The following is a 13298-nucleotide window of genomic DNA, read 5'->3' on the forward strand; positions in this document are numbered from 1 at the left end:
CGGGGGCGGCGCCCGGCCGCGCGGTCAGCCGTCCGCGTCCGGACCGGGGGACGTCCGGACGCGGCCGACCGCCGCGCGGCCGAGCGGGACGGGCCGGAGGGGCGCCGTGCCACGAAGGGTCCGGCTCGTGGCCAGACGGTGGAGCAGCACCGCGCGGTCCAGGTCCCGCTGCGAGGGCGGATCGGTCGGCCCCGGCAGCGGGCACGTGGTGATCACTCCTGGTCTCCCCACGGCGATCCGCCTCCGGTGGTGCGTGCGGACCGCCATCCGGCCGCGTCGATGCCCATCTCACCCGCCCGGGCACGGGCTCAGGCGCGGTCGCGGCGGATCCGGGCCCCGGCCGGCGCCCGATGGAGCCCGGTCGGGAGCCCGTGGGGCACCACCGCGCCGCACGGTGAGCCTCGCCGTGCGGGGCGCGGGGCGCTCAGAGCATCGTGGCGATCTCGTCGCGCGACGCGACGCCGAGCTTGCGGAAGAGCCGGTAGAGGTGGTTGTCCACGGTGCGCTCGCTCAGCACCAGGCGCTGGCCGATCTCGCGGTTGGTCAGGCCGTCGGCGACGAGGCGCGCGATCTCGAGCTCGCGGGCCGTGAGCTCCCGCGTGCGGCTCAGGGTGGGCAGCAGGAGGTCGAGGCCGTCCCCCGCCTCCCCGACCAGCAGGCGCAGGCGGGCCGACTCGCGCGCCGCCGCCGCCGGGGCGCCGTCGGCGCGCAGGGCCCGCACGGCGACGGCGTGCGCGACGGTCCCGAGGAGCCCCAGGCCGGCCGACCGGAGGTCGTCGGCGGCGGTGAGGAGGAGCGTGGGGGACCCCGACGTCGCCGCGTGGACGTACCCGCCCAGCAGGGGCAGCAGGGTGCCCTCGGCGGTGACGGCACCGGCGCAGACCCGGGCCGCGCGCGTCGCGTCGACGCTCATGCCCACCAGGCACGCCGCCTCGAAGGTCGCGGCGAGGACGTACCCGCGCTCGACGAGGTCGTCGACCGCCTCCCACGCGGCCCCCGCCGCCTGGGCGAGGCCCGCGCCGGAGGCGAGCGCGACCCCCGCGCGCACCGGTCCGGACCGCGTCAACGGGTACGGCGCACCGAGCAGCCCGAAGGCCTCGACCTGGGACGCGATCGACCGGGCGGTCGCGACCTCGCCGTCGACCAGCGCGAGCATCGCGGCGAGGTTGAGCAGCCCCGCGCGCGCGGTCGGCCGCTGCGGTGTGGGTGCGTTGATCGCGAGCATGCTCGTCAGGTGCGTCCGCAGCGTCCCGAGACGGCCCTGGAGGAACAGGCCGAGGGCGAGGACGTGGCCCTGCGGCTCGATCTGCGCCTGGTCGAGGCTGCCCTGCGCCTGGTCCAGCAGCCGGCGCGCGAGGGTGATCGCCGCGTCCACGTCGCCCGAGCACAGCTCGGCGAGCGGGACCAGGGCCGCGTCGTCCCGGCGCGGTGACTCGGCGGGGAAGGCCACGGCGGCGGCCTCGCGCCGGGCGGTGACCACCTGGCCCCGCGCGAGGAGGAGCTCGGCGCGGATCGTCCGCGTCACGTCGTCGACCTGACCGAGCGGGTCCCCGCGCCGCGCCGCTCCGAGGTCCTCGGGCGCGGTGCTCACGAGCGGGGGGAGGCCGGGCGCGCGCGGCGGGACGCCGTCGAGGACGAGCCGGATGTGCTGCTCGGTGGCGTCGAAGAGCGCGGTGTCGACGGGCGCCGGGTCGAGCGCGGCGTCGGCACGTGCCTCCCCCAGGACGCGGAGGGCGGCGACCGGGTCGTGCCGGTTCAGGGCCTGGTAGCCGGCCTCCCACACGCGCACGAACGCGAGGTCGGCGCTCTCGGCGGCCATCCTCGACCGCGTGGCCGCCAGGACGGCCTCGATCGTCGCCTCGTGCCCGCCGGCCGCGAGCAGCGCATCGAGGTACAGCACCGTCGTGCGTCCCGTCGGCTCCTGCTCCCAGGCGTCCCGGCACACGAGCACGGCGCTGCGCGCCTGCTCGCGCAGCACGCGCCCGAGCACCGCCGCGGACTCGGGGGAGGAGGCCCAGTGCCGCGGTGCCCCGGGCGGCGCCGTGGGCAGGTCCGGGACGAGCGTCGGGTCGTCCTCGCGGCCGAGCGCGGCCTGCACCAGGTCGACGGCCGCGCGTCCGCGCGCCCCGTGCCCGGTCTGGCGCAGGTGGTCGCTCAGCAGCGGCGGGAAGAGCGCCACGCGCAGGGCGCCGGGGGACTCGACGAAGCGGGCGATCCCGCGGTCGTCGAGGGCCACGACCGCCGACCACGGCAGCAGCCGGGTCACCGTGCGCACCTCCGTCGGGCCCATCAGGGCGAGCACCTGCATGGCCCGGTGCTCGTCCTCGCCGCACCCCTCCTGGAGGCGGCCGACGACCACGGCGAGGGCCGGGGTCCACAGGTCGCGCACGGCCTGCCACCACCCCCCGTCCCGGCGGACGAGGTGCCCGGCGCGCCGGGCCTCGCGCACGATCGCCCGGGCGATCCCCGGGAGCCCGCCCGACAGCGCGTAGACGCGGGCCGCGACGTCGGTGTCGACGTCGCCCGCGAGCTCCTCGACCATGATCCGGTGCACGACCTCGAAGGACAGCGCCGGCAGCCACAGCACCGTGGCGGCCCGTCCGGCCAGGATGCGGTCCACCGACCTGGCACCCGGGTAGGGCGGCCGGATCGTCGCGACGACGACGGCGCCCTGCCGCGCGACGACGGCGGCCAGGACCGCCGCGGACGCGTCGTCGAGGCGGTCGGCGTCGTCGAGCAGCAGCGCCGCGGGTGCCCGCGCCGCCGCGCGGAGCAGGCTCTCCAGGACGGCCGCGAGCGGGTTCGCGGCCGTCTGGGTGGGCGTGACGCCCGCCAGGAGGAGTCCCTCGAGGCGGCGCAGCTCGGACCCGCTGCCCGCGACGGGCAGCACCACCACGTTCCATCCCTCGGCCTCGAGGGAGTCCTTGAGCCCGGCCAGCAGCGCGGTACGCCCGGATCCGGGCAGTCCCACGACGGACACGGACGTGCCCGCCGAGACCGCCTGACGGACGGCGTCGACCTGGACCGCTCGTGCGTCCGAGGCACTCACGAAAACCACACTAACCAGCCCGAACCGGGTCCGCCGGTCGGCGCCGGGGTCGTCAGCGGGGCGCGGTGACGGCCCCCGGGTCGCGACGCAGCAGCGCCGTCGCGCGGTCGACCGCGGCGTGGACGGCGGCGTCATCGTGCTCGACCGACGTCACCACCACTCCGAAGATCATCCGGTGCATGAGCACGACGTCGTCGGCGCTCACGGCCGGGTCGACGAGCCCGGCCTCCTGCGCGCGGGTCAGCGCACCGGCCACCAGGTCCCGCAGCCGGTCGTCGTCGTGCCGGCCGACGAGCGACCGGCGCGCGTCCACGGCCATCTCGACGAACGCCGACTCGGTGATCGTGATGTCCACGAGGCGCGACCACAGGTCGACGAACGCCCGCGGGTCCGGGCGGGTGGCGATCGCCTCGAGCTCGGCGAAGTTCTCCTCGAACACCGCCAGGGCGAGGTCGAGCCGCGTGGGGAAGTGGCGGTACAGGACCCCCTGGCCGACGCCGGCCTCGCGCGCGATGGCGCTCAGCGGCGCGCGGTAGCCGCGCTCGGCGAAGACGCGGCGGGCGGCGTCGAGCAGGGCCCGCCGGTTCCCGGCCGCGGCCGCGGGGCCGCGGTTGCCTCGGGACCTAGGGCTCGACATGATGCCAGCGTAGATCCGGACAATGGTGTCCGGATTCAACTCGCCCGGACGAAGCCGTCCGGCACAGCCAAGGAGGCACGATGCCCACCCCCACACCCACCACGAGCACGTACGACGAGACCTACGACGTGGTCGTCGTGGGCAGCGGGTCCGCGGGCTTCGCGACCGCGATGGGAGCCGCCGACGAGGGGCTCAAGGTCCTCATCCTCGAGTCCACCGACAAGTGGGGCGGCAGCTCCGCGATGTCGGGCGGCGGCATGTGGCTGCCCGACAACCCGCTGATGCGCCGCGAGGGCGCCGGCGACTCGCGCGACGAGGCGCTGACCTACCTCGAGGAGACGGTCGGGGACGCCGGCCCCGCGACGTCGCGCGAGCGCAAGGAGGCGTTCGTCGACGGCGTCGACGACTTCGTCGCCACGGCCGAGAAGCTCGGCATGGAGTTCATGCGCGCCCCGGACTACCCCGACTACTACCCCGAGCGGCCGGGCGGGAAGATCGGCCGCGCCATCGAGTGCAAGGCCGCGGACCGCAAGGTCATCGGCGACTGGTGGAGCAGCTGCCGCGCGATCATGCCGCTCCCCCTCGCGACGGCGGACATGTGGGAGCTCGAGCGCTCCTGGGTCACCGCGAGCGGCTTCCTGCGCGGGGCGCGCTTCGTCGGGCGGACCCTCGGCGGGCTCGTGCGCGGCAAGGCGCTGGTCGGCATCGGCGGCGCGCTCGCGGTCTCGTTCCTGGACGCCGTCGTGCAGAAGCAGGGCGTCAGCCTGTGGCTGAACAGCCCGCTGGAGGAGCTGCTGCTCGAGGACGGCGAGGTCGTCGGCGTGCGGACCACGCGCGCCGGGCGCCCCGTGACCGTCCGCGCCCGCCGCGGCGTCATGCTCTCGTCGGGCGGCTTCGACCACAACGTCGACTGGCGCCAGAAGTACCACGGCATCGAGGGCAGCCCGTCGGGCAACCCCGGCAACCTCGGCGTGCCGATCGCGCTCGCGCAGGAGGCCGGCGCGGCGCTCTCGCTCATGGACGACGCCTGGTGGGGCGCCTCGACGGCCGCGCCGCAGGGCCACGGCCCGAGCTTCCTCGTCGGCGAGCGGTCGCTGCCGTACTGCCTCATCGTCGACCGCCACGGGGCACGGTTCGCGAACGAGTCGGAGTCCTACGTCGACCTCGGGCACCACATGCTCGAGCACGACAAGGACGGGGCGTTCTGGATGGTCAGCGACGTGCGCCACGCGCGCCGCTACCTGCGCAGCTACGCCATGGACCCGCGGCTGACCAAGGCGATGACCGAGGAAGGGCTCATGGCCAAGGCCGGCACGCTCGCCGAGCTCGCCACGAAGATCGGCGTCGACGCGCGCACCTTCCGCGCCACGGTGGAGCGGTTCAACGGGTTCGCGCGCGCCGGGGTCGACGGCGACTTCGGCCGCGGCAACTCCGCGTACGACCGCTACTACGGCGACCCCACGGTGCACCCGAACCCGAACCTCGGCGCGATCGAGAAGGGCCCGTTCCTGGCGGTCCGCCTCGTCGTCGGGGACCTCGGCACCAAGGGCGGCGTCCTGACCGACGTCGACGGCCGCGCGCTGCGCGAGGACGGCTCGGTCATCGACGGCCTCTACGCCGCGGGCAACTGCTCCGCGTCGGTCATGGGCCGGACCTACCCGGGCCCCGGCTCGACCATCGGCCCCGCCGTGGTCTTCGGCATGCGTGCCGGGCGCCACATGGCGCGCGCGCGGGTCTGACGGCGCTCGTCGGGGACGCCTTCGCGTCGATACGCGACGCGAAGGCGTCCCCGTCACCGTGCGGGGCGGGACCGGCCCCAAGGTCCCACCGTCCGGCTCCGGGGGCCGACCTACCGTGGAGACGGCGAGGACGCTCGGCGTGCCGCCGGCACGACCGCCCACCGCGGCACGCCTTCCGTGAGAGGAGAGCCGTGACCGTGGTCCCCGAACCGCTGATGATGCCCTGCACGCTGCCCTCCGGCGTCGTGCTGTCCGACTGCCTGGTGATGGCACCGATGGTCGTCCAGGGTTCCGACCCCGCGACCGGCCACGTGACGGCCCAGGACATCGCCTACTTCGCCCGCCGCAGCCGTGTCGCCGGGATGATCATCACGGGCGCCGCGTACGTCACCCGCGAGGGTCGCGGCTTCGAGCACCAGCTCTCCATCGCCGACGACGTCGACGTGGAGGGCCTGGCGGCGCTGGCCCGCGCCATCAAGGGCGACGGCGCCCGCGCGATCGTCCAGCTGTACCACGGCGGTCGCGAGGCCCACCCCGCCGCCGCGGAGACCGGCCGCGCGATGGCGCCGAGCACGCAGGCGTTCGACTGGCTGCCCTACGTGCCGCAGGAGATGACGGAGGAGGAGGTCCGCGACACGATCGCGGCGTTCGGCGAGGCGACCCGTCGGGCGATCGAGGCAGGCTTCGACGGCGTGGAGGTCCACGGCGCCAACCACTACCTGCTGCAGCAGTTCTTCTCGGCCTACTCCAACCACCGCACCGACGCGTGGGGCGGCGACCTCGAGCGGCGCATGGCGTTCCCGCTCGCCGTGCTGGACGAGGTGCTGGCCGTGGCCCGCAGGGCCCACCGGCCGTTCGCGGTCGGCTACCGCCTGTGCCCGGACGAGGTCCACGGCGAGACGGTGGGCTACACGCTCGCGGAGAGCTCGGTGCTCGTGGACCGGATCGCCGACGCCGGGGTCGATTACGTGCACGTCTCGCAGTTCACCGGCTACGACACCGCGCCCGCGGGAGCGGACCGGTCCTACGCCCAGACCCTGCGCGACGTCGTCGCCGGACGCTGCCCGCTCGTCGTGGTCTCCGACGTCCTCACGGCGCGCGACGCCGAGCGCGCGCTCGCGCACGGCGACCTGGTCGCCATCGGCAGGGCGGCGCTGACGGAGCCGGAGTTCGCCGCGAAGATCGGGGCGGGCCACGCCGACCAGATCGCGACGACGGTCAAGGGCCGGCTCGACGACCTGGCCCTGCCGCCCGGCCTCGTCGAGTGGTACACCACGACGGGCCGCGGCCTGCTCCCTCCCCTCGAGGGCATCGACGAGCACAGGTGACGGCGGTGTGAAAGCCTCTGCGCGTGCCGCAGCGACCCAAGGTGGACATCACCGAGCTCCTGACCGCCGCCGAGGACGCGCCCCCCGCGGGCGCGCTCGCCGCCGCCGCCGAGATGCTCACGCGATCGTTGGGCGCCGAGCACGTGGCGTTCCTCATCGCCGACGCCGCCGGCAACGCGCTGGTCGACGCGACGGGCGGCGGCGCCCGGTCCGACCTGTCCACCACGATCGAGGGCCGGGCCTGGCGCGAGCAGCGCCTGCTCACCGACCAGGAGGCCGGGCGGGCGTACGTCCCCGTCACCGTGCGCGGTGACGCCCTCGGCGTGCTGGTCGTCGAGCTGCCGGACGTCGAGGGCTGGCGGCCGGTGGAGGACGCCGAGGACGACGGCGCCGCGCTCGCCGCCTCGGCCGCGGAGCAGCTGAGTGCGGTCGCGCACGCGCTCGGCTACGTCGTCGTCGCCAACCAGCGCCACACCGACGCCTTCGAGACGGCCATGCGGTCGACGCCGTTCACGCTCCCGCGGGAGATCCAGCGCCGCCTGCTGCCGGCCGCGTTCACCTGCGAGGGGGGCTCCTTCACGCTCGCCGGCTGGCTCGAGCCCTCCGCCAGCGCGGGCGGCGACACGTTCGACTACGTCGTCTCCGACGAGCGCCTCACCGTGACGCTCACGGACGCCGTCGGGCACGACCAGGACGCGGCCATGCTCGCCACCCTGGCGGTCAACGCCCTGCGGCACGCGCGCCGCGGCGGCGGGAGCCTCGCCGACCAGGCCCGGGCAGCGCACGAGGCGATCGCCGGCCACGGGTCGGGCGGGGAGTTCGTGACCGGGGTCCTCATGGAGATCGACCTGGTGGAGGGCTCCCACGAGCCTGGTGCCGAGGGCCTGACGGACGGGGCCACGCGGGCGCGAGTCATCAATGCGGGGCACCCCGGCGCGCTGATGCTGCGCGACGGCGTGACGAGCGTCGTCGGCCACGCCAACAACGGGGTGCTCGGCCTGGGCTCCGACGCGTACGAGGAGCAGGAGCTCGAGCTCCTGCCCGGTGACCGGCTCCTGCTCATGACGGACGGGATGCTCGAGCGGACGGCCGCGGAGTTCGACCTCGGCGGGTTCCTGCGTGACACGGCGCACGAGCACCCCCGGAACGTGGCCCAGCAGCTCTCGAAGGCGTTCCTCGAGGTGGTGGGCAGCGACATCAAGGACGACGCCGCCCTGCTCCTGCTCGAGTGGCACGGCGGCACGACCACCCGGCGCACCCGCGGGGGCTCGGACCGGGCGTGACAGCCGGCCGCACCACGTCCCCGCACCTCGTCCCCGCCCCCGTCGCCCGTACCTCTGCGCCCCATCAGCTGCCGGGCGCCATCAGCTGCCGGGCGCGGCGGGTTGTGCCCGCTCTGCGGTCGCAACCCTCCGCGGCGTCTGGCGCCGGCCTCTCGTGCAGCCGGCGGCCTCAGCGCACCGCCTCGTGACCGGTCTCGTGAGCGCCTCGAGGCCCCCATCGGTGAGCGGCGCTGACGCGCCGGGTCCGTGCCGCGGCCGCAGGCACCGGCTCGGCGTTCGGCCGTGGGGTGGATAGGGTCGGACGACCCGTGCTCCAGCCCCGGTGGCCGGCCGTGCCGTGCGGCGCGGTGATGCGCCCGTCCGGCGCCGGCCGCCCGGCGTGGGCCGGGCCGACACTGACCCCGGACGTGAAGGCGGCACCCTGATGGAAGTCGTGATCGACAGCTCCCCGGAGCGACTCGCGGAGATCGCCGCGGACGCGGTCGAGCGCCTCCTGCAGCGCAAGCCCGACGCCGTCCTCGGCCTCGCGACGGGCTCCTCGCCGCTCCTCGTGTACCGCGAGCTCGCGGCGCGCCACGCGGCGGGCACGTTGTCCTTCGCGCGGGCGCGGGCGTTCCTGCTCGACGAGTACGTGGGCCTGCCGGCCGACCACCCCGAGCGGTACCGCCGGGTCATCGAGCGGGAGCTGGAGCAGCTCGTCGACTTTGCGCCGGACGCGGTCCAGGCGCCCGACGGCAACGCCGAGGACCTCGTCGCCGCGTGCGCGTCGTACGAGGCCGCGATGGCCGACGCCGGGGGTGTCGACCTGCAGCTGCTCGGCGTCGGGACCGACGGTCACGTCGCCTTCAACGAGCCCGGGTCCTCGCTCGGGTCCCGCACCCGCGTCAAGACGCTCACGCCGCAGACCCGCCGCGACAACGCGCGGTTCTTCGACGGGGACGTCGAGGCCGTGCCGCGGCACGTCCTGACGCAGGGGCTGGCCACCATCCTCGGCGCCCGCCACCTCGTCCTGCTCGCGACCGGCCGGGGCAAGGCCGAGGCGGTGCACCACCTCGTCGAGGGCTCCGTCAGCGCCCTGTGGCCCGCCACGGTGCTCCAGCACCACCCCCACGTGACGGTGCTCCTCGACGAGGCGGCCGCGAGCCGCCTCCAGCTGGCCGACTACTACCGCCAGACGTGGGCGAGCAAGCCGGACTGGCAGCACATCTGACCGTGCGACCCGAGGCCCGCACCTATTGACAGTCGATAGGTGTCGAACGAGACTCGATACATGAACCTCACCCGTACCGCCGTCGGGCTGCTCCGGGTCTTCCTGGTGCTGCTGCTCGTGCTCTGCGTCGTCGGCCAGTTCCTCTCGTGGCCGGGTCAGTTCGCCCACCTGGCACAGGAGGAGCCGCTCCTGGCGCACCTGCGGTGGCCGCTCACCGCGACGGCGATCCTCGTGCTCGTCGGGGTCGAGGTCGTCGTCGTGTGCGTGTGGCGGCTGCTCGGCATGGTCACAGCCGACCGGATCTTCAGCCCGCAGGCGCTGCGATGGGTCGACGGCATCGTCTGGGCGCTGGCGGCGACGTGGCTGGTGGCCGCCGCCGGGTCGCTCGCGCTCGGCATCACGATCTTCGCCACGCCGGAGCTGCGCGACCCCGGGGTGCCGGCGCTCCTGGTCGGGATGCTCCTTGCCGCGGCTGTCGTCGTCCTGCTCATGGTCGTCATGCGCGCGCTGCTGCGGCAGGCGGTCGCCCTGCGCACCGACATGGACGCGGTGATCTGATGCCCATCGTCGTGCGCATCGACGTCGAGCTCGCCAAGCGGAAGATGAGCGTGGGCGAGTTCGCGGACCGGGTCGGGCTCACGCCGGCCAACGTCGCCGTCCTCAAGAACGGGCGCGCGAAGGCCGTGCGCTTCAGCACGCTGGAGGCGATGTGCCGCGTGCTCGAGTGCCAGCCCGGCGACCTCCTGGAGTGGGTCCCGGACGACTAGCGACCCCACGCCCTCAGCCACCCCCCCACCCCCGGCGCAGATGTTCGCATCCGCGCGTCTGCGCAGGTGGCCGCGTTCCGTACGCCTCCAGCTGTGCGTAGGCGCGGATCCGAACATCTGTGCGGGTGGGGCGGTGGGGCGGGCGGAGTGTGGGGGCGCGGGTCAGGTGGGGGGCTCGGGTGGGGCGTCGTCGGTGAGGCGGACCTCGGTGCGCGTGGTGGCGCCGGGCACCAGGTCCTGCGCGAGCTCGTAGAGCGTCCCCGCCAGGTCGAGCAGCTCGCCGCTGTCCGGGAAGCCCTCGCCCGACGGCACCTCGACGTAGACGGCGACGCCGCGCCGGGCCGTGCGTTCCGGCAGCGGCGTGCGCTCGCGGTGCGGGTGGGGCAGTGGGCGGGTGCCGGTGGTGCGGTTGCTCATGGCGGTGCTTCCTGGGAGATGCGCGGCCGCGGTGCGGCCTGGACGGGCGGGACGGCTCAGCGCGTTCGACAGCGCATTCGGCGAGATCCCGACCCGGCATACGCCAGGAGCCACGCGCGCATGCAGGGCCCGGCGACGGGCGTGCGCGACGTGGTCATGCCTCGATGCTCCCGCACCGCGGCGACGAAAGCCAGGCCGTTCCCACGGACCGGCCCGCCGCCGCGGCGGGACGAGCGTCAGTGCGGCTGGTACGTCAGGCAGTTGGCGGCGTGGTCGCCCGCGCCGGCGCCGATGCGCACCCCCGTGGCGGCGCACTCGAGCGACCGGTTGTGCAGGCAATCCGTGCGCGAGCAGGCGCCGACCTGCGCGACGACGCGGTCGAGGCCGCCCTTGGTCCCCAGGGGGATGAAGGTGCCGCAGTCCGCGGAGCCGCCCGCGCTGCTCACGGTGATCGCGAAGGCGTGGCAGCCGTCGTGGTTGTAGGAGCAGCCGTCGACCGTGCACTCGGCGACAGCCGGCATCGTGATGCTCATGAGGACCTCCGTGGAGCGTGGGTGGTCCGCCAAGAATTGCACCGGAATGACATTCTGGCAATTCTGGAAAAGTGAGGCAAGCCTTTCCTGAACGATTTTGATAATGCGGCGCTTGCGTAATTCGGCGGCCGCCTCGGCGCCCGTCCGGGCTCAGTACTCGACGGCGTCGCGGACGATCGGGCAGGTCATGCAGTGCGCCCCGCCGCGACCCCGGCCCAGCTCCGCGCCCACGATCTCGATCACCTCGACGCCCGCGGCGCGCAGTCGTGCGTTGGTGGTGGTGTTGCGGTCGTACGTGAAGACCACCCCCGGCTCGAGCGCGAAGGCGTTGTTCCCCGAGTCCCACTGCTGCCGCTCGGACTCGTAGGTGTCCCCGCCGGTCTCCACGACGTGCAGGCGCGGCAGGCCGAGGGACCGGGCCACGACGTCGGGGAACGGCGCGGCCCCCTCGTCCGTCACGTGCACGCCGACCGGTCCGTCGTCCGGTCGCAGCGTGAACGTCCGGATCTGGTCGACGATCTTCGGGTGGACGCTGACGACGTCGCGGTCCGCGAACGTGAACACGGTGTCCAGGTGCATCGCGGCCCGCAGCCGCGGCATGCCCGCCACGATCACCTGCTGCGCCGCGCCCTCCTCGAACAGGACCCTGGCCACCTGGCTGATCGCCTGCCGCGACGTCCGCTCGCTCATCCCCAGGAGCACCGTGCCGTTGCCCACCGGCATGACGTCGCCGCCCTCCAGGGTCGCGTGCCCGTGGTCCGTCTCGGGATCACCCCACCAGACGCGCGCGCCCACGTAGTCGGGGTGGAACCGGTAGACGGCCTTCATGAGCAGCGTCTCGTCGTGCCGGGCCGGCCAGTAGAGGGGGTTGAGCGTCAGCCCGCCGTAGAGCCACGACGTCGTGTCGCGCGTGTACAGGGTGTTCGGCAGCGGCGGCAGGAGGTACTCGCGCGACGACGGCTGGTACTCGGCCAGCGCCCGGAAGCCACCGCCGGCGCCGTCGGGCAGGTCGTCGACGGCGAGCCCCCCGATGAGGTGCTGGGCGAGCGTGCGCAGGTCGAGGCCCTCGAGGTGCCGGCGCGTCGGCTCGACCAGGCCCAGGCCGACGTCGTCCGCGACGATCGTGCGGTCGAGCACCCAGTCGCGCGCGCCGGGCAGTGCCAGCGTCTCGGCGAGCAGGTCGTGCAGCTCGACCACCTCCACGCCCGCCTCGCGCATCATCGAGACGAACCGGGCGTGGTCGCGACGCGCGTTGTCGACCCACATGACGTCGTCGAAGAGGAGGTCGGCGGCCGTCGAGGGGGTCAGGCGCCGGTGCGCCAGGCCGGGCTCGCAGACGAGGACCTTGCGCAGGCGGCCGACCTCGGAGTGGACCCCGTAGGCGGCGGCGGGCGTCGGCACGCGGGCTCGCGCCGTCAGCCGACGGCCACGAACCCGTCGTCGGACGGTGACGCCGAGACCGTCCAGACCCGGATGTCCTTGCCCGTCCCGTCGTTGTCCTTCTGGTAGAGGCGGACCGTGCCGTCCGAGATGAGGTCGCCGCAGCCGGCCACCGTGTGCTCGCCCGTGGGGCCGACGACGACCATCGAGACGTCGGCGGCGAACTCGTCGATGGAGACGGGAGGCCGTCCGTCGAGCGTCCTCACGACGTACGGGACGCCGGAGACGATCGTGGCGAGGTTGGTGGTGCTCGACATGGGTGCCTCCCCTGGAGCGGTTCCGCGAGGCAGGCGCGAGGCGGACCGTGCACCGCCAGCGTGGCGTGTCACGCGTGCCGCTGGCAAGGGTCCGGGGTCGTCACTCCTGCCAGCGGAGCGTGACCGGCGTCGTCAGGCCCGGCAGCGGCAGGCTCACCGCCTCCGCCTCGACCGCCTCGCGCGCCGCGGCCGGCACCGGCTGCCACAGCTCCGCGGTCACGACAGCGCCCGCGCGGCGCCACGTCCCGACCACCTCCCCGCCGACGACGACGGCGCCCGGCCACACCCTCGGCGTCCAGAGCCGGCCCCGCCGGGCGGGGTCCGGGACCAGCAGCTCGCGCTCGCGGCCCTGCAGCAGCCAGTAGGCGTCGCCGCTCGCGAGCAGCCGCGCCGGTGCCGGGGGCCCGGCACCGCGGCGCAGGTCCGCCTCGTCACCCGCCAGGACCCACGCGTCGCCGAGGTCGGTGCGGACGGGCAGCAGCTCGGGACCGAGGGAGGCGAGCGCCGACGCCGCGCTCCCCGCCCGCAGGCCCGCCCAGTCGCCGAAGCCCTGCGCCGTTCCCGGGCCGAGCACGCGCAGGTAGCGCCGCGCGAGCTCGCGGCGTGCCGCGGTCGGGTCGAGGGCGGGCGTCGGCGCC

13 protein-coding genes are annotated in these 13298 nt (G+C 74.9%); 6 read left to right on the forward strand and 7 right to left on the reverse strand.

Annotation, left to right across the window (positions count from 1 at the left end; translation table 11 throughout):
* Positions 1-424 precede the first annotated feature (424 nt).
* A complete protein-coding gene (locus IDM29_RS09890) occupies positions 425-3049 on the reverse strand; it encodes a LuxR C-terminal-related transcriptional regulator (RefSeq protein ID WP_182113171.1) in 2625 nt (874 codons plus the stop codon).
* 52 nt (positions 3050-3101) lie between these two features.
* Positions 3102-3686 (reverse strand): TetR/AcrR family transcriptional regulator, encoded by a 585-nt coding sequence (locus IDM29_RS09895; RefSeq protein ID WP_182113172.1) that lies wholly within the window; start codon positions 3684-3686, stop codon positions 3102-3104.
* 80 nt (positions 3687-3766) lie between these two features.
* On the opposite strand from IDM29_RS09895, the gene IDM29_RS09900 reads away from it, so the two are divergent.
* The 6 genes from IDM29_RS09900 (at position 3767) to IDM29_RS09925 (ending at position 10013) form a co-directional block, all read left to right on the forward strand.
* Positions 3767-5425 carry an FAD-dependent oxidoreductase gene (locus IDM29_RS09900; RefSeq protein WP_182113173.1) on the forward strand — a complete coding sequence of 553 codons (1659 nt, stop codon included), beginning with the start codon at positions 3767-3769 and terminating at the stop codon, positions 5423-5425.
* 191 nt (positions 5426-5616) lie between these two features.
* Positions 5617-6753: an NADH-dependent oxidoreductase gene (locus tag IDM29_RS09905; protein WP_182113174.1), complete on the forward strand. Its 1137-nt coding sequence runs from the start codon at positions 5617-5619 to the stop codon at positions 6751-6753.
* A gap of 23 nt (positions 6754-6776) precedes the next feature.
* The gene (locus IDM29_RS17685; RefSeq protein WP_182113175.1) at positions 6777-8036 is read left to right on the forward strand and encodes a PP2C family protein-serine/threonine phosphatase; all 1260 of its coding nucleotides are present in this window, start codon (positions 6777-6779) and stop codon (positions 8034-8036) included.
* 424 nt (positions 8037-8460) lie between these two features.
* The gene (gene nagB, locus IDM29_RS09915; RefSeq protein ID WP_182113176.1) at positions 8461-9246 is read left to right on the forward strand and encodes a glucosamine-6-phosphate deaminase; all 786 of its coding nucleotides are present in this window, start codon (positions 8461-8463) and stop codon (positions 9244-9246) included.
* Between the two features lie 60 nt (positions 9247-9306).
* Positions 9307-9804, forward strand: a complete 498-nt coding sequence (locus IDM29_RS09920) for a DUF2975 domain-containing protein (protein WP_182113177.1) — start codon at positions 9307-9309, stop codon at positions 9802-9804.
* A complete protein-coding gene (locus tag IDM29_RS09925; RefSeq protein ID WP_182113178.1) occupies positions 9804-10013 on the forward strand; it encodes a helix-turn-helix transcriptional regulator in 210 nt (69 codons plus the stop codon). Before IDM29_RS09920 ends, IDM29_RS09925 begins: the two co-directional genes overlap by 1 nt.
* A 162-nt stretch (positions 10014-10175) precedes the next feature.
* Here the strand turns inward: IDM29_RS09925 and IDM29_RS09930 are convergent, their stop codons facing one another.
* From IDM29_RS09930 to IDM29_RS09950, 5 genes are all read right to left on the reverse strand, one after another.
* The gene (locus IDM29_RS09930; protein WP_182113179.1) at positions 10176-10430 is read right to left on the reverse strand and encodes a hypothetical protein; all 255 of its coding nucleotides are present in this window, start codon (positions 10428-10430) and stop codon (positions 10176-10178) included.
* Positions 10431-10666: 236 nt separating this feature from the next.
* Entirely contained in the window at positions 10667-10963 is a 297-nt protein-coding gene (locus IDM29_RS09935) for a DUF1540 domain-containing protein (protein ID WP_182113180.1), read from the reverse strand.
* 150 nt (positions 10964-11113) lie between these two features.
* On the reverse strand, positions 11114-12364 hold the full coding sequence (locus IDM29_RS09940; protein ID WP_182113181.1) for an arginine deiminase: 1251 nt from the start codon (positions 12362-12364) through the stop codon (positions 11114-11116).
* Positions 12365-12378: 14 nt separating this feature from the next.
* On the reverse strand, positions 12379-12660 hold the full coding sequence (locus IDM29_RS09945) for a hypothetical protein (protein ID WP_182113182.1): 282 nt from the start codon (positions 12658-12660) through the stop codon (positions 12379-12381).
* Between the two features lie 100 nt (positions 12661-12760).
* The coding region (locus IDM29_RS09950; protein ID WP_188037474.1) for a DNA glycosylase AlkZ-like family protein at positions 12761-13298 on the reverse strand (538 nt) is incomplete at its 5' end.

The sequence above is a fragment of the Actinotalea sp. JY-7885 genome, assembly GCF_014525465.1.
Classification (GTDB): domain Bacteria; phylum Actinomycetota; class Actinomycetes; order Actinomycetales; family Cellulomonadaceae; genus Actinotalea.

What these genes read in the sequence shown, in the direction of transcription:
- IDM29_RS09895 (WP_182113172.1), bottom strand. Translation starts at nt 3,686, where the DNA reads ATGTCGAGCCCTAGGTCCCGAGGCAACCGCGGCCCCGCGGCCGCGGCC.
- IDM29_RS09900 (WP_182113173.1), top strand. Translation starts at nt 3,767, where the DNA reads ATGCCCACCCCCACACCCACCACGAGCACGTACGACGAGACCTACGAC.
- IDM29_RS09925 (WP_182113178.1), top strand. Translation starts at nt 9,804, where the DNA reads ATGCCCATCGTCGTGCGCATCGACGTCGAGCTCGCCAAGCGGAAGATG.
- IDM29_RS09935 (WP_182113180.1), bottom strand. Translation starts at nt 10,963, where the DNA reads ATGAGCATCACGATGCCGGCTGTCGCCGAGTGCACGGTCGACGGCTGC.
- IDM29_RS09930 (WP_182113179.1), bottom strand. Translation starts at nt 10,430, where the DNA reads ATGAGCAACCGCACCACCGGCACCCGCCCACTGCCCCACCCGCACCGC.
- IDM29_RS09945 (WP_182113182.1), bottom strand. Translation starts at nt 12,660, where the DNA reads ATGTCGAGCACCACCAACCTCGCCACGATCGTCTCCGGCGTCCCGTAC.
- IDM29_RS09920 (WP_182113177.1), top strand. Translation starts at nt 9,307, where the DNA reads ATGAACCTCACCCGTACCGCCGTCGGGCTGCTCCGGGTCTTCCTGGTG.
- nagB (WP_182113176.1), top strand. Translation starts at nt 8,461, where the DNA reads ATGGAAGTCGTGATCGACAGCTCCCCGGAGCGACTCGCGGAGATCGCC.